The organism is Ruegeria sp. J8 (assembly GCF_056531925.1).
Map to the genome: position 1 here is coordinate 222,647 of NZ_JBQFMR010000002.1, position 26,506 is coordinate 249,152.

The window sequence follows — 26,506 nt, forward strand, 5'->3', positions numbered from 1 at the left end:
ATCAGGCCGGTCTTTTCTGCGGCCAACGCGTGACCTCATGATACGCCGCCCCAATGGACAGAACCTGCCCATCGGCCCCTTTGGCTCCAAAAAGCTGCATCCCCATCGGCAGCCCCTCGGCCCCGAACCCGACGGGCACGGACAAGGCAGGCAGACCAATCAGACTGACAGGCACCATGACCTGCATCCAGCGATGATAGGTGTCCATCTTCACCCCTGCGATTTCTGTTGGGAACGGCGTGTCCAGCTCAAACGGCCAGACTTGCGCAGATGGCAGCACCAACATGTCATAATCAACGAACACCTCTGCGGCCTTGCGATACCAGTCCGAGCGAATGACGCTGGCGCGATGCACCTGCATCGCCGTCAAGGCCAAGCCCCGATCCAGCTCCCACTGCGCGGTGTCTTTCAGCTTTGAGCGGTGTTCAGTCAAAGGCCTCAACCCGGCGGCCACGCTCCAGGCGCGTAGCGTCACCCAACTATCCCACATCAATTCCGCTTCGAATGGCGGCGCAAGTGGTTCCACTTGCGCGCCCAGATCCGAAAACACCGCAAGGGCCTGCGCGCATTGATCCAAAATTCCGTCTTCAAACGGAAAGGCACCGCCCCAATCCGCCAACCAACCAATCCGCAGGCCGCGCATATCGGCGGGTCTGACCCGTGAAACCGGCGTGCAAGCCGCAGATAACGGCTGTCCCGCGTCCGGCCCTGAGATCACGTCCAGCAACACGCCCAAGTCCTCAGGGCTGCGTGCCATAGGCCCCAGAGTCGACAACTGATGCAAATACCCGTCCCCTTCGGGTTGAGACGGAACGCGGCCCCAGCTTGGTCGAAACCCATAAACATTGTTCCAGGCCGCTGGGTTGCGCAAGCTGCCCATCATGTCTGACCCATCCGCCAGCGCCAGCATCCCCGAAGCCAAGGCCACTGCGGCTCCGCCAGAGGAACCTCCGCAGCTACGCTCAGCATCATATGGGTTGCGCGTCGCCCCATAGACCGGGTTGAACGTGTGCGACCCCAAACCGAATTCCGGCGTATTGGTCTTGCCGATCAGAATGGCCCCCGCCGCCCGCAACCGTGCCGCGATCAGATCGTCAGCCTCCGGTACATGCCCTGCAAACAGCGGCGAGCCTTGGGTCGAGGCCATCCCGGCCACATTGACCAGATCCTTGACCGCCATCGGCAACCCATGCAGCGGGCCCCGTCGCGGACCTTCATCCATCGCCCGCGCCTCGGCCATCAATTCGGCCTCATCCCGCAGCGCCACGATGGCGTTCAATCGGCCATTGACCGCCCCGATCCGCTCCAGCGTCAACCGCATGACATCCGCAGCCGAGACCTGCCCCGATGCCATTGCGCCCAAAAGTTCAGTTGCGGTGATTTGGCTCAGTTCCATCCCGGTCCCATCGGCAGTCATATCGCGTCAATACGATCAGCCTAACGACCCCGCCGCACCATTTAAACCCACTGTTTAAATGTATCTTTTCCGGTCCACCGCCGCGCAAGGATCCCCTTCATCTGGCCCAAAATATCCCGGGGGAGTCGCGCGCACGCGCGGCGGGGGCAGAGCCCCCTGCCAGACTTATTCACCTTGCGCTTCGGACCGGGACTTGCCAGCCACATCCAGCGCCAAAGTCGCCGCCATGAACCCGTCCAGATCCCCATCCAACACGCCCTTTGTGTCCGAGGTCTCATGGTTGGTCCGCAAATCCTTCACCATTTGATACGGTTGCAACACGTAAGACCGGATCTGGTTGCCCCAACCCGCATCACCCTTGGCCTCATGCGCGGCGTTGATATCCGCGTTCCGGCGGTCCAACTCTTGCTGGTAGAGGCGCGATTTCAGCGCCTTCATGGCGATGTCCCGGTTCTGGTGCTGCGATTTCTCGGAACTGGTCACAACGATTCCGGTCGGGATGTGCGTGATCCGCACCGCCGAGTCCGTGGTGTTCACGTGCTGACCACCCGCGCCGGATGACCGATAGGTATCAATCCGAATATCCGCCGGGTTCACCTCGATCTCGATATTGTCATCGACCACCGGATAGACCCAGACCGAGCTAAAGGACGTGTGTCGCTTGGCCGCCGAATCATAAGGCGAAATCCGAACCAGCCGGTGTACGCCGCTTTCCGACTTCAACCAGCCATACGCGTTGTGACCCGAAATCTTATAGGCCGCAGATTTGATCCCCGCCTCTTCGCCCGCGGTCTCGGATTGCAGCTCGACGGTGTAACCCTTCTTCTCAGCCCAACGCACATACATTCGCGCCAGCATTGAGGCCCAGTCACAGCTTTCCGTCCCACCCGCGCCCGAGTTGATCTCAAGGAAGGTATCGTTGCTGTCGGCTTCGCCGTCCAGCAGGGCTTCTAGTTCTTTCTTGGCGGCCTTGGCCTGCAGCGCCTTGATCGCGCCCTCGGCGTCGGTAACGACCTCTTCGTCCTCTTCCATCTCGCCCAGTTCGATCAACTCGATATTGTCACTCAGATCGGTCTTGATGGTTTCATAGGTCTCAATCGCATCGACCAGCATCTGCCGCTCGCGCATCAGCTTCTGTGCATTCTCGGGATTGTCCCACAAGTTCGGATCTTCAACACGCGCGTTGAATTCCTCAAGACGATGAGGTGCGGTCTCATAGTCCATGCGCTGCGCCAGCAGCTCTAGCGACTTTTCGATTTCCGCCACGATATTCTGGGTTTCGGCGCGCATGGTCAGGTCCCAACTTGCTCAATCAGGCTTGCGTGATAGCAAGAGGTTGGGGCCACCACAAGACAGCGGAGGCCGCAAACCAATCAGGTGTCAGTAAAGACCGCCAGTTGCCACATCGCCCTGGCTGGCGTTGGGTCCGACGGTGACGGTGTTCCCGGTCGAGGTTGTCACCTGACGACCCGAGCTGGCCTCTTCAAACAAAGGCAGATCCGATCCCATCGCAAATCCACCGTCATAGACACGGTCGATAAACCCATCGACACCATCGCGGAAATACTCGGCCACCACATAGTCACCGGTCGCCTCCGGTGGCAGGCGCGCGCCGCTGAACCGGTCAATCTTGATGAAATGACCACCCTCTGGAACCTCGAAAGGACCGCCGCCATATTTCTCGGTCGCGGTTTCCATAAAGCTTTGGAAAACCGGGCCGCACATGGTGCCGCCATAGGCTCCCCGCCCCATGGGACGCGGGCGGTCGTAACCGATATAGCAGCCCGCCACGATGTTCGAGGTAAAGCCGATAAACCACGCATCCTTCGAATCGTTGGTGGTGCCGGTCTTGCCGGCGGTCGGCACAGGCAGGTTCACAAAAGACGACGCCGTTCCACGATCCACCACACCCTTCATCATCGAGGTCAGCTGATAGGCGGTGATCGCATCCATGACCTGCCAACGGTCAGTGACGATGGTCGGCGACTCGTCCGGCTCCAACCAGGCCGAGTTGCAGTCCAGACATTCCCGGTCGTCGTGCCGGTAGATCGTCTTGCCGAACCGGTCCTGAATGCGGTCAACCAGAGTGGGTTCGACCCGCTCGCCGCCATTGGCAAACATCGCATAGGCTGCGACCATCTTATAGAGCGTCGTCTCTTCGGACCCCAGCGAGTTCGCAAGAAACGCCCCCATGCGGTCATAGACCCCGAACCGTTCGGCATAGCCCGCGACCACCGGCATCGTGACTTCTTGTGCCAGACGAATGGTCATCAGGTTCCGCGACTGTTCAATCCCGGTCCGCAAGGGCGTCGGACCGTAGAATTTGTTCGACGAGTTCTTGGGCCGCCACAGACCTTGCGGCGTGTTCACCTCAATTGGGGCATCCACAACGATGGTGGCAGGGCTATAGCCACTGTCCAGCGCCGCGGCATAGACGAAGGGTTTAAAGCTCGATCCCGGCTGGCGCTGAGCCTGCGTGGCGCGGTTGAACACCGAATCCTGATACGAGAACCCGCCCTGCATTGCTAGAACACGGCCCGAGTTTACGTCCATCGCAACAAAGCCACCCTGCACTTCGGGCACCTGACGGGCGGACCACTGGCCCTCTTCCCCGGCCATTACCAGAATGACGTCGCCGCGCTTGAAGTTGTCAAAGAAGTTACCTTGCATCCACTGGATGTCAGAGCGAGGAACGATGCCGTCAGCCGGGCCGTCCTCGATACCCACGGTCAGGGACTGATCGGCTACGTTCAGCACAACGGCCGGATACCATTGCGTCGGCAGTTGCACGTCGCGGGGGATTTCCATGATCGCCAGCGCCTCGCGCCATTGCGCTTCGTCTGCCAGGGCATCTTCGGCAATCACCTCACCCGTACCGCGCCATTTCCCACGTGATCGGTCGTATTTCTGCAGCGCCGTGCGCAGGGCCTTGGCGGCCTCGACTTGCATTTCCTCATCCACCGAGGCGCGGACGGTGAAGCCACCGGTAAAGAACTCACCCTCACCGAAATCCTCGCTCAGCTGACGACGGATTTCGTCGGTGAAATAGTCACGCGGCGGCAATGCGGTACGGAAGCTTTCGAAATCGCCGTTTTGGACCGATCGCAGCGGTTGCGCCACCTCGGCCTCATAGGTGGCCAAGTCGAGGTATCCGTTCTGATTCATCTCGCGCAGCACATAGTTACGTCGCGCCAGCAGGCGCTCTTTCTCGCGCACCGGGTGGTAGTCTGAAGGCGCCTTGGGCATCGCCGCCAAGGTCGCCGCCTCATGCGGGGCCAGTTCCTGCAGTGTCTTGTTGAAATAGGTCTGCGCAGCCGCCGTCACACCATACGAGTTCTGCCCCAGAAAAATCTCGTTCATATAGAGTTCCAGGATCTGTTCCTTGTCCAGCGTATCCTCAAGTCGGGTGGCGAGGATAATCTCCTTGATCTTGCGCTCGGCGCGACGGTCGCCGGACAGCAGGAAGTTCTTCATCACCTGTTGGGTGATGGTCGAAGCACCACGCACGTTTTCACCCTTGGATTTCACCGCCTCAACGCCAGCTGCGATGATCCCGCGCGGGTCATAGCCTTGGTGCGTGTAAAAGTTCTTGTCCTCGGCCGAGATAAAGGCCTGTTTCACCAGATCAGGGATTTCTTCTGAAGGCGTGAACAGGCGGCGTTCCTGCGCGAATTCGTCGATCAACTGACCCTCACCCGAATAGATCCGGCTAATCGTGGGTGGTTTATACTGCGCAAGTGATTCATGGCTGGGCAGGTCGCGCCCATACATCCAGAAGATCGCGCCAATCACCAGCGCGGCCATGAAAAACCCAAGGGTCACGAGGCTGAAGATCGCCCCAAAGATCGAAAATATGAAACGGATCACGTCACTGCCTTTTGCTCGCGGTGCCGCCTATATAGGGACGGCCGCGCGTTGGGTCAAAACACGATGCCCCATATTAGCCGTTTTGCGCCGTAGGGTCACTGGCCAATCAGGGATCGGCGGATCACATCCTGCTGACGCCAGACTTCAAGCCCGTCGCGGATGCCATGTGCCATACCCAAGCGCCACTCTGGATTATTGATGTTTTTCCAGTCTCTGGGACTGGACAGAAAGCCAAGCTCGATCAAAACCGAAGGGATGTCAGCTGCTTTGAGAACGGAAAACGAAGCGGTGCGGATCGGGTGGTTGTTCATCGGCCCGCCCTGCTGCGTCATGCCATTGGCCAGCGCTGCGGCCAGCGCATCGGTGCGCGGTTTGGTTTCCTGACGCGCCAGGTCCAGAAGAACATCGGCGACCTGATCGTCGGCCCCGCTGAGGTCGATCCCCGAGATCAGATCACCCCGGTCATGCCGCTCGGCCAGTTTGTGGCTAGCCACGTCCGAAGCCTCCTCCGATAGGGTATAGACCGCCGCTCCATGAGCGCGCCCTTCCGACAGGATATCCGCATGCAGCGAGATGAACACATCCACCCCGGCCCGGTGGGCCAGCGCGATACGGCGCTCTAGCGACACGAAATGATCATCGGTCCGGGTCAGAACGATCTCATAGCCCCCTGTGCGCAACAAAACTTCGCGCAACTCGCGGGCGAAGGTCAGCATCAGGGTCTTTTCGTCCAGCCCGTTCACCTCGGCACCGGGATCAATGCCGCCATGGCCGGGGTCCAGCATCACCCGCAGCGGGCGCGGGCCATCTGCCTCGTGATCTGGCGCATTTACCGAGGGTTCGGGCAAGTCCCAGCCTGGCTGGCGGGGTGCTCCGGCGCTGGCAACAAACGTATCGAAATCGGTTCCCTTCAAGTCAAGCGTCAGGGCCGCCGTACCCGTTGCCTCGTCGATCCTCAAATTAGCGCTCTCGACCGCCAAGGGGGCGCCAAGGTCCAACACCATGCGCGACCATCCGGGGACATAGCCCCCGAATTGCACGCCACTGATCCGATCCGTCTGCAAGAAATCCGCATCTTTCAGCCCGGTCCAATCGACCTCCTGAAAGTCCAGAACCATCCGGTAGGGGTCGCGCAGCGTGAACACACGGTAGGGAACCCCTTGGCTGAGCCCAAGTTGCACCCGCACGCCCGAGCGCCCCTCATCCACGATGCGGCTTTCATCGGGCAACACACGGGCCAGCGCGCTTAGTTCATGCGCAACCGCAGCCCCCGTCAGCGCCCAGATCAGCACTATGGCGTAGAAAATCCTGCTCATGGCCTCAAGTTATCCCGAGATCGTTTGACCAGCAGACTAGCGCAGCCGCGCCGGTTTGTGAACGCTCTACCCCATATTGCCCCGCTCGGTCATAAAGATGCGCAATCGGTCCAGCCCCTCACGGATATCAGAGGTGGAGCGGGCATAGGAAAAGCGCAAGGTGCCGTGGCCGCGTTCGGGATCGAAATCCAGACCGGGCGTGACGGCCACGCCGGCCTTGTCCAAAATCTCGGCCGCAAAGGCGCGGCTGTCGTCGGTTAGGTCGGATACATCGGCATAGACGTAAAACGCCCCGTCCGGTGGTGCGATATTGGTGAACCCGGCCTTGGGCAGACCTTCCAGCATCAAAGCGCGGTTCTGGCGGTAGACGTCCAGATTGGCTTGCAACTCATCCTCGCATTCCATCGCCGCCAGAGCCGCCACCTGACTGGCATGCGGCGCGCAAATGAACATGTTCTGGGCGATCCGCTCAACCACACGCACCTGACCCTCGGGCACGACCATCCAGCCGACGCGCCAGCCAGTCATCGAAAAATACTTGGAAAACGAGTTGATCACATAGCATTCATCCGTCAGCTCCAGCGCGGTGACGGCTTTGGCCTCATATTCCAGCCCATGGTAAATCTCGTCGCTGATGAAGGACGCGCCCTGCCCCTGCGCCGCTTCGATCAGCGCGCCCATTGCTGCGTGGTCCAGCATGGTGCCGGTCGGGTTTGCAGGAGAGGCCACCATCAGCCCTTGCAGATCGAGCCCGGCGAAGTCCGCAGGCACAGGCTGCAATCGGTTTTCAGGCGCGGTTGGCAAATCAACCGGAACCAAGCCCAGAGCCTTTAGGATCTGACGATAAGACGGGTAGCCCGGAGCGCCGATTCCGACGCGGTCGCCGCTGTCGAACAGGGCCGTGAACGCCAGCAGAAACGCGCCCGAAGAGCCCGGCGTCACGACAACTCGATTGGGATCTAGATCGACATTGTACCATGCACCATAAAGCTGCGCGATCCGCTGTCGCAGCGCGGGCATTCCAAGCGCCACAGTATAACCCAAAGGGCTGTCCTGCATGGCCTTCGCCAGTGCTTCGGTCGCGCCCTTGGGGGCTCCGGTTCCGGGCTGGCCGACCTCCATATGGATGATGTGGCGACCCGCCTCTTCGGCCTTTCGTGCGGCCTCCATCACGTCCATCACAATAAACGGATCGACGCCGGACCGGGTTGAGTTTCTCATGCCCATCTCCCATGTTGCTTGTATGGCTTTTGAGCGTGTATCCAGGCTGGCGTCAATCCCGGCCCTGTTTCTATGTGTGATGACTTGGTTCGTCAGCGCAGCTCAAACCAATGCGCAAAGCTTGATCCGCGACCCCGACATCGAAAACGGCCTACGTGAACTGGCCTTTCCTGTGCTGCGGGCCGCCGGGCTGAACACCAATCGGGTGCAAATTCTGGTCGTTTATGACAGCACATTCAATGCCTTCGTTATCGACAACAACGCGATCTATCTGAACTACGGCCTGATCCTGTCCGTGGACACCCCTGAGATGCTGCAAGCGGTGATCGCGCATGAGGCCGCCCATATTGCCAACGGCCATCTCGCCCGCCGGTTCGAAAACCTGAAAGCCGCCAAACGCAATGCCGGGTTGGGAACAGCGCTTGCGCTGGCCGTTGCCGTCGCCGGAGGTGGTGAAGCAGCGGCAGGTATCGCTGCGGGCACCTCGAGCTCGGCCTTGCGCAGTTTTCTGGGGCACACACGGGCCGAGGAATCCTCGGCCGACCGCAGCGCAGCAAGCTATCTGCGATGGGCAGGTATTTCACCCAGCGGGATGGTTGCCCTGCACCAGAAATTCGTGGGTCAGGAGCTGCTGAGCGAGGCCAATCAGGACCCCTATATGCGCTCGCACCCCACCAACCGCGATCGTCTGCGCGCGGCCCAGACGTTTTTAGGGGAATTTGGCGCGTCTGCGGTCCCCAACGCGCAGGCAGAATATTGGTTTGCCCGCGTGAAAGGAAAGTTATCCGCCTTTCTGCGCGCGCCCTCGTGGACATTGCGACGCGCGAAAGAGGAAACCGCGCAAGACATTCGCCTGATGCGCGAGGCGGCGGCCCATCACCAGAACCGCAATCTTGCGGAGGCGAGGGGCGCCATTGACGGCGCCTTGGCCATTCGCCCCGACGATCCTTATTACTATGAACTGAAAGGCCAGATCCTGCTGGAAAACCGTCAGTTGCCCGAGGCCGTTGCGGCCTATGGTCACGCGATGGAGATGGCACCAAACAACGCCTTGATCCTTGCAGGCTACGGTCGCGCGCTTTTAGCACAGGATCGGACGAAAGACGCCCTGCAAGTGCTTGAAAAGGCACGCGCCCGCGACCATCGCAACACTGGCTCTCTGCGAGATCTGAGCGTGGCATATGCGCGGGTCGGCAACACTGGCATGGCCTCAGTCGTTACGGCGGAAAGATATGCCTTGCAAGGCAAGCTTACCGATGCAGGTATTCACGCAAGACGCGCTCTCGGGCAACTACCCGAGGGTTCAACAGGTTGGCAACGGGCACAGGATGTGCTGATTGCCTCGGAAAACGCAAAGAAATCGAAAAGGAAACGGAAATGATCCTCAGACATGCTGCACCGGCCCTTCTGGGGCTTTCCCTGCTTGCCGCCCCGGCGCAGGCGTTGGACCTCAACACCATGAGCGATGCCGAGAGAGAGCAGTTCGGCGCGCAGGTACGTGCCTATCTTCTGGAAAACCCCGAGGTCATCATCGAAGCGATCAACATCCTTGAACAACGCAACGCTCAGGCCGAGGCCGCCGCGGATCAAGAACTGGTCGCAGTCAATGCCGACGAGTTGTTCAATGATGGCTACAGCTGGGTGGGTGGCAATCCCGATGGCGACATCACGCTGGTCGAATTCATGGACTACCGCTGCGGCTATTGCCGCCGGGCCGTCCCCGAAGTGGCCGAGCTGTTGTCCGAAGACGGCAATATCCGTCTGGTGATCAAGGAATTCCCGATCCTGGGCGAAGCCTCGGTGGTCTCTTCCCGCTTTGCCGTGGCCACCAAGCATGTGGCGGGCGATGACGCTTATAAGCTGGTGCACGACGCTCTGCTGGACTTTGCTGGTGAGCCGAACGAGGTTTCTCTGCGCCGTTTGTCGGATGGTCTGGGGCTGGATAGCGATGCCATTTTGGCAGCGATGGACAGCGATCGTGTGACCGATGAGATCAACCAGACCCGCGAATTGGCGCGGCGGATGCAAATCCAAGGCACACCGTCCTTCGTTCTTGGCACCGAAATGCTGCGCGGCTATCTGACTGCCGACCAGATGCTGCAAATTGCAGACGCCGTGCGGGCTGAACAAGGCTAAGTTTAAACACAGGCGGCGCGCAATAGTGCGCCGCCCTATCCCTTACCGATCGGCTACAGCCATCGGAATTTCACGCAGCAATTTTCGCCGAAGGGCCGCGGCATAGTCCTCATACCCCGCCGCAATTTCCACAAAAGCGCCCTGTCCTGAAATGACGTGCTCGACGTAGTAGGCCAGCACCTCGGGCTCTGCCCCCTCGATCACCAGCGCATTCACGGTGACACCTTGCATCACCTGCATCTCGCGCGCGACATGGGGGCGAAAGCCGTTATTGTGTTTGCCGTCCCCTGACACATCTATGACGCGCCGACGGCAATCGGGCCCATAGTCGAACATCAACGCTCCGAACGCGACCGCCGGGCCTATGCCGGTTCCACCCGTTGCACTTCGAGGGGCCGCCAGAACCTCGGCAGCGATCGATTTCAACCCTGCCACCCCTTTGACCAGACGCCAGGCCGAAATCTGCGTCTGCTGGCGCGAGTCTGACCACTCATACACCATCAGGGCCACGCCACCGGGTTGGGCCGAAATCGCCGTTACAACGTCAGGGTCCAGCAAGGCAGCGGCGACGCCATCGCGTTGCAACTGATGTTCGGCCTCATCGACGCTGCCCGACACATCCAACGCAAAAGCCAATGCCAATTCACACGCGCGCGCCGCGCCGATGGGAGCGGTCCACATTAGCAGAACAAGGACGAGTGTAGCCTTCATAGGCCCGACTTGGCCCCAGAACGGCGGGACCTGTCAACACAGACCGGTTCACCCTGTCGAGAACACATCCCTCCCCGGAACCGCGCGCTTGTTGGGTTATTCCGCAGCCTCGGCCGCTGCGTCCAGTTCAGCCGCTTTCTTTTCGACTTGTTCAACGATGTGGTCGATCATCTGATCGTTGGACATCTTGTGGCTGGCCTTGCCCGCTAGATAGACCATACCCGAGCCCGCACCGCCGCCGGTAAAGCCAACGTCAGTCATCAGCGCCTCACCGGGGCCATTCACGACGCAGCCGATGATCGACAGGCTCATCGGCGTCTTGATATGCTCCAGTCGCTGCTCCAGCGCTTCGACCGTCTTAATCACGTCAAAGCCCTGCCGCGCGCAGGACGGGCATGAGATGATATTCACACCGCGATGGCGCAGGCCCAGTGACTTCAGGATCTCATAGCCCACCTTGACTTCTTCCACCGGGTCCGCGGATAGGCTGACGCGGATCGTATCGCCGATCCCCATCCACAGCAGATTGCCCAGCCCAATGGCGGATTTGATGGTGCCGCTGACCAGTCCTCCGGCCTCGGTGATACCCAAATGGATGGGAGCATCTGTGGCCTCGGCAATCCCCTGATAGGCCGCAGCCGACAGGAACACGTCACTGGCCTTCACGCTGATCTTGAAGTTGTGAAAGTCGTTGTCTTCCAGAATGCGGATATGTTCGAGCCCGCTTTCGACCATTGCCTCGGGGCATGGCTCACCATATTTCTCAAGCAGGTGCTTTTCCAGCGACCCCGCATTGACCCCGATCCGGATCGAACAATTGTGGTCGCGGGCGGCCTTGATCACCTCCTGCACCCGCTTTTCGTCGCCGATATTGCCCGGATTGATCCGCAGGCAGGCAGCGCCTGCCTCAGCAGCCTCGATGCCGCGTTTATAGTGGAAATGGATATCGGCCACGATCGGTACAGGGCTTTCGCGCACGATCTCTTTCAGTGCCTTTGACGACGCCTCATCCGGGACCGAGACCCGCACAATATCCGCCCCCGCCTCAGCTGCGGCCTGCACCTGCGCTACCGTCGCGGCCACATCCGTGGTCAGCGTGTTGGTCATGGTCTGAACTGCAATTGGCGCATCGCCCCCGATGGCAACGTCGCCAACCATGATCTGACGGGATTTGCGGCGATAGATGTTTCGCCACGGGCGCACGTGATTGAGGGACATGAGGGTCGGGTCCAAGACAGCCAGAGTTGCGCCTCTAGATAGTTTGCTTAACCCACTATCGCAATGGCTAGATCACTCGGACCCGGCAACGGGTTCCTGTGCCTGAAGTTCGGCAACCAAGCGTTTGAGCGCGCTGTTCTGCTCGGCTTCAAGATCGGCGACCGTGTAGTTTTCCGCCACGGCATCCTTGGACAGGACCACGCCTTTAGCCACGGTACCCGGCGCACCGACCGGGCCGAAATGTTCACCGTTCATCGAGAAATAGACCGACCCCGACGCGCCTGCGCGCAGTTGCGGTGGTTCTTCGGTCAGCGGAACCTCGAACGTGTTACCTTGCTCGACCGTGCCCAGCGTGCCTTCGAAGATGACGCTGCCATCTGCGGCTGTCACGCGCATCCAAGACGGATTGACCGCGACGATCTTGAGCGTGGTGTCCAGTTGCTCGACCACTTGTGGCAGCACCGGGCGTTCAACAGTATGCACCTCGGCCACTTCAATCTGAGGCGGCTCGGGCGGCAGGAAAGTCCCGACCGTGCGCGGATCAAGGGTCGAGATCGGAGCGTCACGCGCGACCAGAACCGGTACATCCAGCGCCTGTGGGCGATACAGACGATCCAGCGCCTCGACGCTGGGTGGTTCGATCTCAGCCGTGGTTTCAGTCGATATTGTTGCGCGGGCAACATCCAGAGGATCAAGATCGGACAAAACGACCGGCGCCTGTTCAACCGGGCTGACCTGAACCTGCTGTATTCTGTTCAGCACCGACCAGCCGCCATAGCCGATCCCGCAGATCACAGCCAGCAACACCAGCGATGAGCCGATGGCACGCGGATCGATCTGGCTGACCAGCGGTTCTTTTCCCGGAATATAGGGTGTATTGGGCGACATGAACGGATCATGGCCCATCGGGCCACGGGCAGGCAGCCCGCCTATAGGCTTGCGCACTACCGACGCTTGCGCAGACATGCCATGGGCCACTTCGAACCCACTTTCCTTGCAGAAGGCGGCAAAGGTTTCATCCGGGTTCATCCCCAGATAGCGTGCATAAGACCGCACATACCCGGCGATAAAGCCGGGTGTGTCAAAAGCGTCGGGGTTCGCTTCTTCAATCGCTGCGATGTAGGTGGCTTTGATCCGCAGTTCGCGTTGAACATCCAGAAGAGATTTGCCCATCGTCGCGCGTTCGCCGCGCATCATGTCGCCAAGTCGGACCTCATAATCGTCATAGCCTTTCGGCCGGACGTCACTGTCCTCATCCGATCCGCGCTGAGATCTGCGCCCAATCATTCCTGCTGCCCCATTCTGCCTACGCGTGTTTCACGCCAGAGCCGAATCATGCCTACCGATTCGTCTGCTACTTTTGTTAGCTTAAGCCTAACACGCTATGAACGCGTTGCACACTTTGGCGTGAGGTTAACCGGCGAGTTCGGCGCGATTTAGCGCACAATGTGACCAAAGTTCGTCCATCGCCTGCACCAGAGCGTTCATTTCATCCGGCCCGTGAACCGGCGATGGAGTGAACCGCAAACGCTCGGTTCCGCGCGGAACGGTCGGGAAATTGATCGGCTGAACGTAGATTCCATAGTCGTCCAGCAGCATATCGCTGAGCTTTTTGGTATGAACAGGATTGCCAACGATCACCGGCACAATGTGGCTGCCAAGATCGATCAGTGGCAGACCCAGACCCTTTAACCGCAGCTTCAGGATTTTCGCCTGTGTTTGGTGCTGCTCACGCAGTTCGGGTGCTGTCTTCAGATAAGCGACCGAGGCCGCCGCACCCGCAGCAACGGCAGGCGGCAGCGACGTGGTAAAGATGAAGCCCGGCGCATAAGAGCGTACAGCGTCACACATTTTCGCACTTGCCGCGATATAGCCGCCCATCACACCAAAAGCCTTGGCCAATGTGCCGTTGATAATGTCGATCCGATGCGCAAGGCGATCCCGCTCGGTCACACCGCCACCGCGGGGGCCGTACATGCCAACCGCATGAACCTCATCAATGTAGGTCAGAGCACCAAATTCATCTGCCAGATCGCAAATTTCTTCGATCGGGCCGAAATCGCCATCCATCGAATAGACGGATTCAAACGCGATCAGCTTGGGAGCGGCCGAATCGTCAGCCTCCAGCAGTTCGCGCAGATGAGCGACGTCGTTATGACGGAAGATCCGCTTGGCGCCACCGTTGCGGCGCACGCCCTCGATCATCGAAGCGTGGTTCAGCGCATCCGAATAGATAATTAGACCAGGAAACAGTTTGGGCAGCGTGCTCAGCGTTGCGTCATTGGCAATATAGGCCGAGGTGAAGAGCAACGCCGCCTCTTTGCCATGCAGATCAGCCAGTTCAGCCTCAAGCTGCTTGTGGTAAACCGTCGTGCCCGAGATGTTGCGCGTGCCACCCGAACCGGCCCCTGCCGAATCCACAGCTTCGTGCATCGCGTTCAGGACAACCGGGTTCTGGCCCATGCCCAAGTAGTCATTGCCGCACCAGACGGTGATGTTCTGTGTGGACCCGTCCGGGCGCGTGTGTACCGCATGCGGGAAATGGCCGTTGCGACGTTCGATGTCGATGAAGGTCCGGTAGCGTCCTTCGTCGTGCAGCCTGGCAATCGCGGTATCGAGCTGAGCAGTATAGTCCACCGGTTTCTCCTTAAAAGCCCGGCCAATCCGCATTGACCGAACATCTTCCCCGACCCCGTTTTCATCCGACGCCGATATGGTCCCAAGTGATCGCACCATATAAGTGAGTCTGGGAATGCTTATTTGATTTGCATCAAATATCGCCTCACATCCTACCCGACAAGTAAACTTACGTCCAAGAAACGCGAGGAAACGACGCAGGGGGGCAGTCGCATGCGTCAGTTATTGCGCCTTTTTTGACAGTAAACGGACTGGACGGCAAGGATCGCCCTGTTAGGGTGCCGCCAGAAATCCTTTTGGCCGGAGTCCCCCTCATGACGCTTGACGCAGTTCTCACCCGTATCGACGCCGATCTGCAAACCTCAATCGACCGGTTGATGGAATTGCTGCGCATCCCTTCGATTTCGACTGACCCGGCTTTTGACGCTCAAGTCAGCCAAGCTGCGGACTGGCTGGTGGCCGACCTGAAAACCATCGGCATTCAGGCAGAAAAGCGCGAAACCACGGGCCACCCGATGGTCGTTGGGCATATCGGAGAAGATAACGACGCGCCGCATATACTGTTTTACGGGCACTATGATGTGCAGCCAGTGGACCCGCTGAACCTGTGGAACCGCGACCCGTTCGACCCGGCCATCGAAGACACCGACAACGGCCCCGTCATCCGGGGGCGGGGATCCTCTGACGATAAGGGACAGTTGATGACTTTTGTCGAGGCCTGCCGCGCCTGGAAAGCCGTTCACGGCACCCTGCCTTGCAGCATTACTTTTTTCTTCGAAGGCGAAGAGGAATCCGGTTCGCCCTCACTTGTGCCCTTCCTGCGCGAAAACGCGGCCGAGTTGAAAGCCGATCTGGCCCTGGTTTGCGATACCTCGATGGTGTCGCGTGGGGTGCCTTCAATCGCGTCTCAGCTGCGCGGGATGCTCAAGGACGAATTCACCATCGTCGGCCCCCGGATCGACCTGCACTCGGGCCACTACGGGGGACCGGGTCTGAACCCGTTGCGAGAATTGTCGAAGATTGTTGCCTCTTTCTATGATGACGAAACCGGTCGGGTTGCAGTCGACGGCTTTTATGATGGCGTCCACGAGGTTCCCGCTGACCAGTTGCGCCAATGGCAAGACTGCGGTTTCGACGAAGCTGACTATCTGAACTCCGTCGGCTATTCGCAACCGCATGGCGAAAAGGGCTATTCCACCCTTGAACAACAATGGGCGCGCCCGACACTTGAGGTCAACGGGCTTTGGGGCGGGTACAACGGTGCGGGGTCCAAAACGGTGATCCCCTCGCGCGCCCATTGCAAGATCACCTGCCGCCTTGTTGGCGATATGGACCCTGACGATCTGCGCAACAAAATCCGCAAACATGTGGAGGATCGCCTTTCGGCAGATGCAACGGTTGAATGGGATAACGACCTTGAAGGCGCCCCGGCATCGGTGATGAACCTGGATCGCCCCGAATTCGAGGCCGCACGCGGCGCGCTATCGGACGAATGGGGGCGCGAGGCTGTCTTCACCGGCATGGGAGGATCAATCCCGGTCGTCGGATATTTCAGCACCGAATTGGGGCTGGATTCCATGCTTGTCGGTTTTGCCAATGACGACGATGCGATTCATTCGCCGAACGAGAAATACGACGTAAAGAGCTTCCACAAAGGCATCCGGTCCTGGGCCCGTATCCTGGACGCACTGAGCAACTAGGGGTTAAGCGAGGGTCTGCCTCGCGCTCCGGGATATTTAAGGCCAGATGAATGAAGGATCCCCGCTTCATCTGGCTAAAAATATCCCGGGGGAGTCGCGGCTTGCCGCGGCGGGGGCAGAGCCCCCCCTTCCCTTACATGTGGATCACGCGCCCATAGGCATCCAATACACTTTCATGCATCATCTCGGACAGCGTTGGGTGCGGGAAAACTGTGTTCATCAGATCTTCTTCCGTGGTCTCCAATTGACGACCGACTACATAGCCCTGAATCATTTCCGTCACTTCCGCGCCAACCATGTGCGCACCCAACAATTCGCCAGTTTTGGCATCAAAGATCGTTTTGATCATCCCCTCAGGCTCACCCAGGGCAATAGCCTTGCCGTTGCCGATGAAGGGGAAGCGGCCGACTTTGATGTCATAACCCAGTTCTTTGGCCTTGGCTTCTGTATACCCGACCGAAGCGACCTGCGGCTGACAATAGGTGCAACCCGCAATGCTCTCGGGCTTGACCGGGTGTGCGTGTTTACCTGCGATCAGTTCGGCGACCATCACGCCTTCATGACTGGCTTTATGCGCCAGCCAGGGCGCGCCGGCGATGTCCCCGATTGCATATAGCCCCTCGACACCGGTCCGGCAGAACTCATCTGTAACCACGTGGGTACGGTCGATTTTCACCCCTAAGGCCTCGAGCCCCAGATTCTCGACGTTACCGACAATACCAACAGCTGAGATGACCGTATCGAAATCGTGCTTTTCGACCTTGCCCTTCACCTCGATATGCGCGGTGACTTTGCCCTTGCCGCGATCAAGCTGCTTGACCATCGCTTTTTCCATGATGGTCATGCCCTGCTTGGTGAAGGCTTTTTTGGCAAAGGCGCTGATCTCGGCGTCCTCGACCGGCAGAACCCGATCCATCACCTCGACCACCGTCGTGTCCGCGCCCAGTGTATTGTAGAAGCTGGCAAATTCGATCCCAATTGCGCCTGACCCAATCACCAACAGCTTTTTCGGCATCCGGGGCGGTTGAAGTGCATGTTTGTAGGTCCAAACCAGATCGCCATCTGCCTCAAGACCAGGCAATTCGCGCGCACGCGCGCCCGTCGCTAGCACGATGTTTTTGGCCGTCAGGTCCTCGGTCCCTTTTTCGGTTTTGACCGAGACCTTGCCCTTGGCCGGGATCGTTGCCTCGCCCATCACAACGGTCACTTTGTTCTTTTTCAGCAGGTGACCAATGCCGCCTGACAATTGCGCCGCAACCCCGCGCGACCTTTTAACCACCGCATCCAGATCATACCCGATCTTGTCGGCCTTCAGACCAAAATCCTTGGCGCGTTCCATAAGGTGAAACACTTCTGAAGATCGCAGCAGCGCCTTTGTTGGAATACAGCCCCAGTTCAGGCAGATACCGCCCAGGTGCTCACGCTCGACAACGGCCGTTTTCAGACCGAGCTGCGATGCGCGAATTGCTGCTACATACCCGCCGGGCCCGGCGCCGATTACGATCAGATCAAAAGAGTGTGCTGCCATTGTTCCCTCTCGGCGCAGGTCGTTTCAGAGATTAGTTTACCATTAAACTAAATTCAAAAATGCATCAACAATATCGTCCCGCGGCAAAAGCGACGCAGGGTCAGCGCACAAGATACACGCTGTTTTCAGCCTATACCGCGCAAGACACAATGGCTAGAACATAGACGTCGGGCCCGCCCGGCACTCATTGATTGTATTGTATTGGAAGTTTCGACCATGGCCAGAACGCTGACTGACCTGTTGCTTGCCCTATTGAACGCGACCCTGATCCTGGTGGCCCTGTGCCTGTTTCTGGGGTGGAAGCTCGCCTCGACGGTTGACGATGTCACGACGACCCTCACGGAAAAGGTTCAAATCGTTGCTCCGCTGAAAGAAGAGGTGAAGGGAGTGCGTGGCGAATTGACCGCCCTGCGCAGTGAATTGTCGTCATTCCAATCTGCGGCGGTTGTCGCAGACAGCGCCGTCGCCGCACAAATATCGTTGGCCTTGGCCAAGCTTGACCAGCTTGAAACCAAGCTGCAAACGTCACAGGCGCGTATCGCCGATCTCACTGAATCGCCGGACCACTTAATTAATACCACTATAAACACGACGGCCGACGCAATCGCCGACCGCGTGATTGCCATTCGTGGCTGTGTGCCTTCGTCTTAGTTCGCGGCCTGCAATTCACGGACCGTTGCACCGTAGCCACCCATGTCCACATAGGCGGCTTCGGGCGCGGTCATGGGGCGCGACAAAGCCTCGTTCCGATAGGGGAAGCGACCGAACTGGCGGATCACTTCACGATGGGCCCGCGCGTGCAGCAGATTGCTGGAGTCCGAATTGATGTTCTGACACATCAACCGCACGCAGCGTTCCTGATCGCACAAGTTTTCCGAATGCATCATCGGTAGATAAAAGAATTGCCGTGCGGGTTCGTCGATCTTGAGGTCCCAACCCTTGTCCACCGCGCATTTCGCAGCCGTCAGAGCGGCGCGGTCCGATGCAAAAGCTTTAGCACTGCCTCGGAACATATTGCGTGGGAATTGATCCATCAGGATGATGTAAGCCAATGATCCGCTGGGATAGGTCAGCCATAGCGAGAATTTGCCCTCGCACGCCTGTTCCCATGTGGTCAGGAATTTTTCGCGGATTTCGGCATCAAGCGCCTCATCCTGCTCATACCACCCTTTGGGACCAACTTCATCCAACCAAAAACTCAGTACGTCTTCAGGCCCTGCCATTGCCCAATACTCCGTCTGTTCGCCTCCCCAGGGACGTAACGTCATTTAAGGGCGTTTTACAGATTTATGACAGTAACATATTGCAACATTTGCGCAATAATTCCGTGTTTTAGGCAACATCTTGCGTATCCTGATCGGCCTCGGCGGCTTCGATGGCCACTTCCTGCGCGACCTCGAACGCCACCGGAGAGGCGGTTGGATATAGCGGCGACATAGTGCCCGTCTCATCCACCGGAATAGCGGCGCGCTGTGTCATGCGGTACATGGCGTATCCGGCCAGGGCCACCAGCAGGGCGGCAATGATCAGGAAGAAGCCCGGAGGCCCAAAGATTGCGTCGCCCATCAGCCAACCGGTGATCAGCGGACCCGCGATTGCCCCCATACCGTTGATAAACACCAAACCGCCCGAAGCCGCTGCCATATCTTCATTGTCCAGAAAGTCATTCGCATGGGCAATCAGTAGCGAATAGAGCGGGTTCGACATGCCACCAATCACAAAGGCCGAGGCGAGCAGGATCGGAAAGACCGTCCCAAACAGCATGGCCGTAACTGCGCCCCCCGCCCCGGTCAGAGCCACGAGCATGATCAGGAAGCGCCGGTCCATCCGATCTGAAAACCAACCCAGCGGATATTGCAGCAGCACGGCGCCCACGTAGAACGCGGCGACGAAGGTCGATATCTCGACCAGTGTCAGGCCAGCCCGTGCGCCGTAAACGGCCGCCATGCCGAACTGGGCCGAGAACACACCCCCCAGAAGGAACATGCCGATACAGCCCAGAGGTGAATTGCCCATCAACTCGCGCAGGGTCATTGGTTTGGTGCTGTCAAAAGCGGGCGTTGGAGAGATCGACAGCAAGATCGGAGCAAATGATACGGACACCAGGATCGAGGCGATGACAAAGGTTTCATAGCCTGACGGATCACCAATCAGAACCAGCCCCTGTGCAGCGATAATCCCCGTCATCTGCACAATCATGTAAAGTGACAGCGCTTGTCCTCGGTTCTCGTTATTGGCCGCATTGTTGAGCCAGCTTTCAGCGGTGACGTAAACGCCGGAAAAGCAGAACCCGATCACCATACGACCCAAAATCCATGCGATTTCATTGGTCAACAGCGGATACATGATCATCACCGCTGAAATGAAAGAGGCCAGCGCCGCAAAGACCCTTACATGGCCCACGCGGCGGATCATCTCGGGGGCAAGACGTGAGCCGCCCAGAAAACCCAGGAAATAGGCGGACATGACAAAGGACATCTCGAGGGTTGAAAACCCTTCGATCTCACCCCGCACGCCCAGAATTGTACCCTGCAGGCCGTTGCCAACCATAAGCAGGCCCATACCAAGAAGAAGCGCCCACGCGCTGGAAAGGACCTGAATCATTGGGGCCTCCGAGTTGAAGCGGTTTGACAGTTTCGATCAGTTTCAGATGAAAAGCGGCTTGGGTCGTGCTTGTCTACGACATTACCATGTTTTGATCCCGACACGCGACTTATTCCGGGATCAAAAGCGATGCATCGCCGTATGAGAAGAACCGATATTTCTGTTCAATTGCATGAGCATAAACATCGTGAATCCTGTCCTGCCCCATCAGTGCCGAGACCAGCATCAGCAAAGTGGATTTCGGCAGGTGGAAGTTTGTCATTAGCGCATCGGTGACGTGGAACTGGAAACCGGGATAGATGAAAATGTCGGTCTCGCCTTCCCACGGCGCGATTTCTCCGCTGCGCGCGGCGCTCTCGATCAGGCGCAAGGCGGTGGTACCCACCGGGATCACGCGGCCTCCGGCAGCCTTGGTGGCGCGTATCTGCTGCGCGGCCTCTTCGCTGACACGACCCCATTCGGCGTGCATCTTGTGGGTTGTCACATCCTCGACCTTGACCGGCAGGAAGGTGCCCGCGCCGACATGCAAAGTGACATGGCTGAACTCCACGCGACGCGCTTCAAGGGCCTGCATCAGCGCGGTGTCGAAGTGCAGTGATGCGGTCGGGGCTGCGACCGCGCCAGAATTACGCGCCCAGATGGTCTGGTAATCAGTCTTGTCCTGCTCATCCGCCGGGCGCTTGGCGGCGATATAGGGCGGCAAAGGCATCGCCCCGGCCTGTTCAAGCGCGGCATCGAAATCCTCACCCGTCAGGTTGAACCGCAGATAGGCCTGCCCCTCTTCGACCCGGTCCAGCGTCGCGCTGAGGTCGTCCGAGAACCGGATATCCTCGCCCGGTTTGACCTTTTTCAACGGTTTGATCAGCGCGGTCCACGTGCCATCCGCCTGCGGCTCCAACAAGGTGGCCTCGATCGCGGCCGAGACCGGCCCCTGCGCGCTGTTGCGGTGGCGGCGACCATTCAGTCGGGCGGGAATGACGCGTGTGTCGTTCAGGACAAGGCGATCCCCGGCCCGCAACCAGCCGGGAAGATCGAACACATGCGCATCCGAAATGGCATTGCCGTGCGCAACCAACAAACGCGCCGACGACCGAGGGGTCGCGGGCCGCGTGGCAATCAGGTCTTCGGGTAGATGGAAATCAAAATCGCTGAGTTTCATGCGGGCGCATTACAAGGCCCCGCTGGATTCAGCAACAACCCAATTTAGCGGTCCTCGCCGCGGGTCCCAGAGGCTGCTTTCGTGTTGTCCGATTTGACCGGCTGAGAATTCGGCCCGTCCGTCACTTTTGGCGGTGGTGGTCTAAGCAAATTACGCAAGAACAAAGGCGCAAGGCCCGACAAAGGGTTGACCGCAACCTTGGGCGCGGTGAGCGGACCGGTCAGGGAATAGTTGAACCCGATGACCCCTTCACCCTTTTTGGTCAACAGGCTGCCCACCGCGTTGACCAGGTATATTGGTGAAATCGCGCCGCGCAGGTTCAGCAGCCCATTTGCAAGGTCGACTGTTCCATCGAAGGACAGCCCCATTGAAGGACCAACCGCGCTGCCGCTGAGGACCTTGATCTCGGTCGGTGTGATGCGCATTCGGCTTTCAATTGTCGCAAAAAAGATCCCCTGCCCGGCCATTTCGTCAATCAACCCGACCAGGCTGATTGCGTTCAGCAGGGCCGCCATGGCGGGCGCATCGGTGATCCGCGTGTTCGAGATTTTCAAGTTGGCGTCATAGTCACTGCCGTTGCCGACCGGCTCCAGCGTCATGGTCAGTGTGCCGCCCCGCGCCTGTGTGATTACCCCGGCAGCGCGAAGCGCGTCGCCTGCATCATCCGAGATTAACTCGACCGCGCTGCGTGCACCGCGTGGAGTGATCGTCCCGCGTACCGGGGCACTGCCGTTGATCCGCGCAGTGAAGCCGCCCGTGACACCGCCCGTGGTACGGAAATCGCCCTTAAAGCCTGTCAATGCAATGCTTTCCGTCACTTGCAGCCGGTCCAGAACTACATCCAAGTTCGGCCCGTTCCCGGTCCCCCCGCTGCCGCTGCTACCGCCGCCAAAGGTGGCGCCACCCAGATTGACCACCCCGCCCTGCACCCGAATATCAGGCACCGAGGCGCCGCGGCTGACCAACTCGGCAGGGACGGCAAGCCAATTGCCCAGATCGAACGAACTGAACTCGACTTTGTCGAATTCGCCATCCTCGCGGAATGAGATAGACGCGGTGCTGCGCAGCCCTGCCGCATCCAGTTTCAGCGTATTAACCCGCAGTTGATCGCCCAAGGTCGCGTCGAGCGTCATTTTGCCTTGAGCTTGCCGCCCCTTGCGCCAACCCAACTCGGGGATCGACAGCGCGACACCGACCAGATCCGAAGTCGCCGTCAGCGCGATCGGTTCACCCGCTCCAATTCCCAGATTGATATCGGCTGTACCCTGCCCGGTCAGCATCCCCTGAGGCAGGCCCGCCTTCAATTCGGTCATCAGTCGCGGGGACAGTTCAATCTCGCCCGACAGCTGACTACGTTGCGGCTCGGTGCCACCGATGGGTTGGCGCCATGTTGCATGCATGGGCACGTCGCCAAACAGACCATAGCCGCCAATTTCGACAGCAGTTTGATCGCCCGACAATGTCAATCGGTCGGCACTGACCGTAAAACCAGGAACCAGCCGGTCGCTTTTTACATTGTCGATGTCACCGGTGAAATGAAACTCGGTATCTTCGAATTTCAGCCCTTTTATCAACGGCAAGGACAGCGTGCCCGACAGGCTGACATCACCCGCTGCTAAATCAACGGGCAAATTGGCCTTGCTTAGCAATTCCAGCGGCGGCAGGTCCAGAAGTGACAGCGCAGCAGTCGCCTTGCCCTTGGCTTTGATCCGGGCAATCGCAGGCGAGTCCTTTTTGATCGACGTATCGGGGATGATGAAGGACGTCCCCGACGCATCGACCGCGCCCCCTTCGGGGGCCATTACCACCCCGCTTTCGGCCGAGGCGGTGAAGCGGTTTTCCAGGAGGCTTACCCGGCCTTGTGCGTCCTGAATGGGCGGCAGGGTCTTGGCAAATCTGATCTTCGCGTTGTCGAACCCGAAACCCAGATAGAGATCAGGTTTGGTTTCGGGACGGACCCGAAGCGAGAATTCGATGTCCGCGAAATCACCCTCATACAGGTTTTCAGACACCCATAGGCGGGGTTTGGGGGCCAAAATCTCGGGCCAGTAGTTCAAAAGCCGGTCCGAGGTCATCGTATCCAGATGCGCATCCAGAGACGCGACCCACCCGTCGGGTCGCCCAAGTAAGCGCCCCGAGGCCCGCAATGTGTGATCGGCATCCGTCAGGGTCAGTTGTCCCAAACGCAATTCGAACGGCAAAAGTTTCATCTGGAAATCCAGTTCGGCCCGTGCGGATTCCAACGATTCCGGAAACAGGCCGCCGGGATAGATGTCGATGCTGTTGAGCTGCAACTGAGCGGTCAGGCTTTCCAACGCACCGTCTTCGATGCCTTGCAGAAACGCCTTGCCCTCCGCCTGAATGGCTCCAAGGTCCGAGACCACGGACGCCTCGTTAAAATCCAGCACCTGCTGGCTTGGGTCATAGGTGAAATACGTCCGGGCAGACTCGAAGCGAATGGGTTTTGTCTCGGGCGTAGGCTGAACGGCCCCTGCGCCAAGGTTCAGGGTGGCAAACAGCGGGCCCAGCGCGGCTTGATCGTCGATGCTGCCCCGCAAGGACCCTGAAATCGGCGCTTTGAGCACTTGCAGCCAGGCTAGCGCAAGGCTTTGCCCAGCAATATCCTCGGAAGGTAAATCGGTGATCGAAAATCCGAAACTTGCCTGAGGACTACCCAGAAGACTGGTATAATTGGCCTCGATCGAGCTGGCATAGTCCCGCCCGGTCAGAACCGAAAAGCCGGTGGCAAGGCGCATTTCGTCACCGTCGCGTGTGACGGTAATGTGGCCGCCATCGAAAACCCAGGCCCTACCCAGTCGCAAATCCTGGTAGTCCAGCGTCAGCGATTGCAACTCGACCGACCGCAGACCCGACAGGATTGGCGACAGAAACACATCATCCGATTCCTCGATCAGTTCAGCTAGCGTCGGGGCCTGCTGCACCGGAGAGCTGCCGGACCCGACCGTCAGCGACAACGCCCCGTCCTTGTTGCGCGTCAGGGCTATCTGGGCATCTTGCAGGATGATGCGACGCGGGCGGATCTGGCCACGCAACAGGCCGCGCATAGACAGGCGCGTCCGCAAGTCGCCGACCTGCGCGATCTGCTGACCCGCCGCGTCACTGATCGTCACGTCACGTAACCTTAGCCGCGGAAGCCATTGTTCATTCACGAAAAACGTCGCATCACCGAACCGAACTTTCAGCCCGCCCAGCGTCTGATCCAGCCGTTTTTCAGCCTGCGTGCGCATCCATTGGGGCGCGTGTAACTGGTGACCGATCAGAAAGAACCAACCGGCGACAGCCAGCGCGCCAAGCATCAACGTAAAGCCAAGGGTCAAATAGGCAACCAGCCGACGGCGCGACCTGCGACGCCGGGGTGTCTTGCTCTGGTCTGCACTTTTGTCGTCGTGCTGCACCAAATTGCTATCCACGCCTTTCAACCCGCTCGCACCGCCCTATGATCACGGGCAGCACTTAAAAACCTTTAGCGGAGTTTCCAATGCCCGACGTTACAGACATCGCCCCTGATTTCACTTTGCCTCGCGACGGCGGTGGCGAGGTCACGTTGTCAGACCTGCGCGGCGGTGCCGTCGTTTTGTTCTTTTACCCCCGCGATGATACGCCGGGCTGCACCAAGGAATCCATCGGTTTCTCGGAACAACTTCAGGCCTTTGCGGATGCGGGCGCTCACGTTTTCGGCATTTCGCGCGACAGCGTGGCCAAGCACGACAAATTCGTCGCCAAACACAGCCTGACCACGCCACTTTTGTCCGACGAAAGCTCGACCGTATGTGAGGATTATGGCGTGTGGGTTGAAAAGAACATGTATGGGCGCAAGTCGATGGGGATCGAACGAGCCACTTTTTTGATCGACGCCGAGGGCAAGGTCGCCAAGGTCTGGCGCAAGGTCAAAGTACCCGGCCATGTGGATGAGGTGCTTGAGGCCGTCCGCGACCTCTGACCCCTTTTCTTGCGGTCGCCATCCGGTCTATGACGCAGTCCGATCAAGCGGAGAAAAACGGTGTCTAAAACCCTGACCCAGATGGCGACCGAAGTTCTGACGACCGCGGATGGACACGCAAAAACCGCGCTGTCCAAACGCTATGCCGCCGAATGGTTCGCCGCCCGCGGCGGGGATGCGCCCGCGATTGAAATCGGCACGGCGTCTCCGCCTTTGTCCCCCGCGCGCCCAGATAAGCCCGAGCTTCTGTCTCCGCGCGAGGTGCCCAAGCGCAAACCCGGCACCGAGGCGGGCCGGATCGCATTGTTGCATGCGGTTGCCCATATCGAACTGAACGCAGTGGACCTTCATTGGGACATCATCGCACGTTTCGGGCATGTCCCCATGCCCATCGGATTCTATGACGACTGGGTCAAATGCGCCGAAGAAGAATCGCGCCATTTCGAGATGGTCTGTGATTGTTTGGAACGCATGGGCAGCCACTATGGTGCCCTGCCTGCCCATGCCGGGATGTGGCGCGCCGCAGAAGACACCGCCGAGGACCTGATGGGCCGTCTGGCCGTCGTCCCCATGGTGCTCGAGGCGCGCGGGCTGGATGTCACACCGGGCATGATCGGCATCTTCCGCAAAGCTAAGGATGAGCACGCCATTGCCGCACTCGAGGTGATCTATGCCGAAGAGGTAGGACATGTGGCCTATGGCTCGAAATGGTTCCATTTCCTTTGCGGGCGCGAGAATGCCGACCCCAAGGATGTGTTCCACTCCTTGGTGCGGCGCTACTTCCACGGTGTGCTGAAACCACCCTTCAACGAAGAAAAACGCGCCGAGGCCGGTTTGCCCCCCGATTTCTACTGGCCCCTGACCGTGGACCTACCTGCGCCCGGTCAAGCGCGTTAAACCTGCACAAGTTGACGTTGTCGGCAACTTCCCGCCTAAAATGGGCGGGAAAAAACCGGTTCGTTGTGTGAACTGGTTAACAAACTTGCCCAAATCGCACGTCCCCTCTATGCAGTTGGCCCAAGGGACGGAGA

The 26,506-nt window shown here is 59.1% G+C and carries 20 protein-coding genes; 6 read left to right on the top strand and 14 right to left on the bottom strand.

The window, feature by feature from the left end; translation table 11 throughout:
• Position 1 precedes the first annotated feature (1 nt).
• From ACR0L1_RS04600 to ACR0L1_RS04620, 5 genes are all read right to left on the bottom strand, one after another.
• Complete coding sequence (locus ACR0L1_RS04600) at positions 2 to 1,396, bottom strand: amidase (protein ID WP_480857813.1); 1,395 nt, start codon at positions 1,394 to 1,396, stop codon at positions 2 to 4.
• 186 nt (positions 1,397 to 1,582) lie between these two features.
• Positions 1,583 to 2,707: a peptide chain release factor 2 gene (gene prfB, locus ACR0L1_RS04605; RefSeq protein ID WP_170774573.1), complete on the bottom strand. Its 1,125-nt coding sequence runs from the start codon at positions 2,705 to 2,707 to the stop codon at positions 1,583 to 1,585.
• 90 nt (positions 2,708 to 2,797) lie between these two features.
• Positions 2,798 to 5,284: a penicillin-binding protein 1A gene (locus ACR0L1_RS04610; protein WP_480857401.1), complete on the bottom strand. Its 2,487-nt coding sequence runs from the start codon at positions 5,282 to 5,284 to the stop codon at positions 2,798 to 2,800.
• Between the two features lie 95 nt (positions 5,285 to 5,379).
• A complete protein-coding gene (locus tag ACR0L1_RS04615; RefSeq protein WP_480502533.1) occupies positions 5,380 to 6,600 on the bottom strand; it encodes an N-acetylmuramoyl-L-alanine amidase in 1,221 nt (406 codons plus the stop codon).
• Positions 6,601 to 6,666: 66 nt separating this feature from the next.
• Positions 6,667 to 7,821, bottom strand: coding sequence for a pyridoxal phosphate-dependent aminotransferase (locus ACR0L1_RS04620; protein ID WP_480857403.1), 1,155 nt, complete (start codon positions 7,819 to 7,821; stop codon positions 6,667 to 6,669).
• On the opposite strand from ACR0L1_RS04620, the gene ACR0L1_RS04625 reads away from it, so the two are divergent.
• Complete coding sequence (locus tag ACR0L1_RS04625) at positions 7,820 to 9,202, top strand: M48 family metalloprotease (RefSeq protein ID WP_170782590.1); 1,383 nt, start codon at positions 7,820 to 7,822, stop codon at positions 9,200 to 9,202. The genes ACR0L1_RS04620 and ACR0L1_RS04625 overlap by 2 nt on opposite strands.
• Positions 9,199 to 9,957: a DsbA family protein gene (locus ACR0L1_RS04630; RefSeq protein ID WP_480857405.1), complete on the top strand. Its 759-nt coding sequence runs from the start codon at positions 9,199 to 9,201 to the stop codon at positions 9,955 to 9,957. Before ACR0L1_RS04625 ends, ACR0L1_RS04630 begins: the two co-directional genes overlap by 4 nt.
• A gap of 42 nt (positions 9,958 to 9,999) precedes the next feature.
• On the opposite strand, the gene ACR0L1_RS04635 is transcribed toward ACR0L1_RS04630, so the two are convergent.
• The 4 genes from ACR0L1_RS04635 to hemA all read right to left on the bottom strand — a co-directional run bounded on the left by ACR0L1_RS04635 (position 10,000) and on the right by hemA (position 14,523).
• Positions 10,000 to 10,668 carry a DUF1194 domain-containing protein gene (locus ACR0L1_RS04635; protein WP_170782592.1) on the bottom strand — a complete coding sequence of 223 codons (669 nt, stop codon included), beginning with the start codon at positions 10,666 to 10,668 and terminating at the stop codon, positions 10,000 to 10,002.
• A 96-nt stretch (positions 10,669 to 10,764) separates the two neighbouring features.
• Positions 10,765 to 11,886 carry a flavodoxin-dependent (E)-4-hydroxy-3-methylbut-2-enyl-diphosphate synthase gene (gene ispG, locus ACR0L1_RS04640; protein WP_170782593.1) on the bottom strand — a complete coding sequence of 374 codons (1,122 nt, stop codon included), beginning with the start codon at positions 11,884 to 11,886 and terminating at the stop codon, positions 10,765 to 10,767.
• Between the two features lie 72 nt (positions 11,887 to 11,958).
• Positions 11,959 to 13,173 (bottom strand): helix-turn-helix domain-containing protein, encoded by a 1,215-nt coding sequence (locus ACR0L1_RS04645; RefSeq protein ID WP_170788774.1) that lies wholly within the window; start codon positions 13,171 to 13,173, stop codon positions 11,959 to 11,961.
• Between the two features lie 126 nt (positions 13,174 to 13,299).
• Positions 13,300 to 14,523, bottom strand: coding sequence for a 5-aminolevulinate synthase (gene hemA, locus ACR0L1_RS04650; RefSeq protein ID WP_480857408.1), 1,224 nt, complete (start codon positions 14,521 to 14,523; stop codon positions 13,300 to 13,302).
• Between the two features lie 314 nt (positions 14,524 to 14,837).
• Here hemA and ACR0L1_RS04655 point away from each other — a divergent pair, with 314 nt between their 5' ends.
• Entirely contained in the window at positions 14,838 to 16,223 is a 1,386-nt protein-coding gene (locus ACR0L1_RS04655; RefSeq protein ID WP_480857410.1) for a dipeptidase, read from the top strand.
• Positions 16,224 to 16,356: 133 nt separating this feature from the next.
• On the opposite strand, the gene lpdA is transcribed toward ACR0L1_RS04655, so the two are convergent.
• Positions 16,357 to 17,751, bottom strand: a complete 1,395-nt coding sequence (gene lpdA / locus ACR0L1_RS04660; protein WP_480857411.1) for a dihydrolipoyl dehydrogenase — start codon at positions 17,749 to 17,751, stop codon at positions 16,357 to 16,359.
• A 216-nt stretch (positions 17,752 to 17,967) separates the two neighbouring features.
• Between lpdA and ACR0L1_RS04665 the strand changes: the two genes are divergently transcribed.
• Complete coding sequence (locus ACR0L1_RS04665) at positions 17,968 to 18,402, top strand: hypothetical protein (protein ID WP_480857413.1); 435 nt, start codon at positions 17,968 to 17,970, stop codon at positions 18,400 to 18,402.
• On the opposite strand, the gene ACR0L1_RS04670 is transcribed toward ACR0L1_RS04665, so the two are convergent.
• The 4 genes from ACR0L1_RS04670 to ACR0L1_RS04685 all read right to left on the bottom strand — a co-directional run bounded on the left by ACR0L1_RS04670 (position 18,399) and on the right by ACR0L1_RS04685 (position 24,945).
• A complete protein-coding gene (locus ACR0L1_RS04670; RefSeq protein ID WP_170782599.1) occupies positions 18,399 to 18,974 on the bottom strand; it encodes a DUF924 family protein in 576 nt (191 codons plus the stop codon). The genes ACR0L1_RS04665 and ACR0L1_RS04670 overlap by 4 nt on opposite strands.
• Positions 18,975 to 19,083: 109 nt before the next feature.
• Entirely contained in the window at positions 19,084 to 20,355 is a 1,272-nt protein-coding gene (locus ACR0L1_RS04675; RefSeq protein WP_170788778.1) for an MFS transporter, read from the bottom strand.
• A gap of 109 nt (positions 20,356 to 20,464) precedes the next feature.
• Entirely contained in the window at positions 20,465 to 21,514 is a 1,050-nt protein-coding gene (gene queA, locus ACR0L1_RS04680; protein WP_480502540.1) for a tRNA preQ1(34) S-adenosylmethionine ribosyltransferase-isomerase QueA, read from the bottom strand.
• A gap of 44 nt (positions 21,515 to 21,558) precedes the next feature.
• Positions 21,559 to 24,945 carry a YhdP family protein gene (locus ACR0L1_RS04685; RefSeq protein WP_480857416.1) on the bottom strand — a complete coding sequence of 1,129 codons (3,387 nt, stop codon included), beginning with the start codon at positions 24,943 to 24,945 and terminating at the stop codon, positions 21,559 to 21,561.
• Positions 24,946 to 25,013: 68 nt separating this feature from the next.
• On the opposite strand from ACR0L1_RS04685, the gene ACR0L1_RS04690 reads away from it, so the two are divergent.
• Positions 25,014 to 25,475, top strand: coding sequence for a peroxiredoxin (locus ACR0L1_RS04690; RefSeq protein WP_480502542.1), 462 nt, complete (start codon positions 25,014 to 25,016; stop codon positions 25,473 to 25,475).
• A gap of 81 nt (positions 25,476 to 25,556) precedes the next feature.
• A complete protein-coding gene (locus tag ACR0L1_RS04695; RefSeq protein WP_480857815.1) occupies positions 25,557 to 26,372 on the top strand; it encodes a ferritin-like domain-containing protein in 816 nt (271 codons plus the stop codon).
• The last annotated feature ends 134 nt before the right edge of the window (positions 26,373 to 26,506 follow it).

Bases quoted from the DNA above. Each gene is read 5' to 3' on its own strand.
- ACR0L1_RS04630 (WP_480857405.1), top strand. From the start codon at position 9,199: ATGATCCTCAGACATGCTGCACCGGCCCTTCTGGGGCTTTCCCTGCTT.
- ACR0L1_RS04665 (WP_480857413.1), top strand. From the start codon at position 17,968: ATGGCCAGAACGCTGACTGACCTGTTGCTTGCCCTATTGAACGCGACC.
- ACR0L1_RS04620 (WP_480857403.1), bottom strand. From the start codon at position 7,821: ATGAGAAACTCAACCCGGTCCGGCGTCGATCCGTTTATTGTGATGGAC.
- ACR0L1_RS04690 (WP_480502542.1), top strand. From the start codon at position 25,014: ATGCCCGACGTTACAGACATCGCCCCTGATTTCACTTTGCCTCGCGAC.
- ACR0L1_RS04645 (WP_170788774.1), bottom strand. From the start codon at position 13,173: ATGATTGGGCGCAGATCTCAGCGCGGATCGGATGAGGACAGTGACGTC.
- queA (WP_480502540.1), bottom strand. From the start codon at position 21,514: ATGAAACTCAGCGATTTTGATTTCCATCTACCCGAAGACCTGATTGCC.
- prfB (WP_170774573.1), bottom strand. From the start codon at position 2,707: ATGCGCGCCGAAACCCAGAATATCGTGGCGGAAATCGAAAAGTCGCTA.
- ACR0L1_RS04670 (WP_170782599.1), bottom strand. From the start codon at position 18,974: ATGGCAGGGCCTGAAGACGTACTGAGTTTTTGGTTGGATGAAGTTGGT.
- ispG (WP_170782593.1), bottom strand. From the start codon at position 11,886: ATGTCCCTCAATCACGTGCGCCCGTGGCGAAACATCTATCGCCGCAAA.
- ACR0L1_RS04695 (WP_480857815.1), top strand. From the start codon at position 25,557: ATGGCGACCGAAGTTCTGACGACCGCGGATGGACACGCAAAAACCGCG.
- ACR0L1_RS04675 (WP_170788778.1), bottom strand. From the start codon at position 20,355: ATGATTCAGGTCCTTTCCAGCGCGTGGGCGCTTCTTCTTGGTATGGGC.
- ACR0L1_RS04600 (WP_480857813.1), bottom strand. From the start codon at position 1,396: ATGGAACTGAGCCAAATCACCGCAACTGAACTTTTGGGCGCAATGGCA.
- lpdA (WP_480857411.1), bottom strand. From the start codon at position 17,751: ATGGCAGCACACTCTTTTGATCTGATCGTAATCGGCGCCGGGCCCGGC.
- ACR0L1_RS04615 (WP_480502533.1), bottom strand. From the start codon at position 6,600: ATGAGCAGGATTTTCTACGCCATAGTGCTGATCTGGGCGCTGACGGGG.
- ACR0L1_RS04635 (WP_170782592.1), bottom strand. From the start codon at position 10,668: ATGAAGGCTACACTCGTCCTTGTTCTGCTAATGTGGACCGCTCCCATC.
- ACR0L1_RS04625 (WP_170782590.1), top strand. From the start codon at position 7,820: ATGCCCATCTCCCATGTTGCTTGTATGGCTTTTGAGCGTGTATCCAGG.
- ACR0L1_RS04655 (WP_480857410.1), top strand. From the start codon at position 14,838: ATGACGCTTGACGCAGTTCTCACCCGTATCGACGCCGATCTGCAAACC.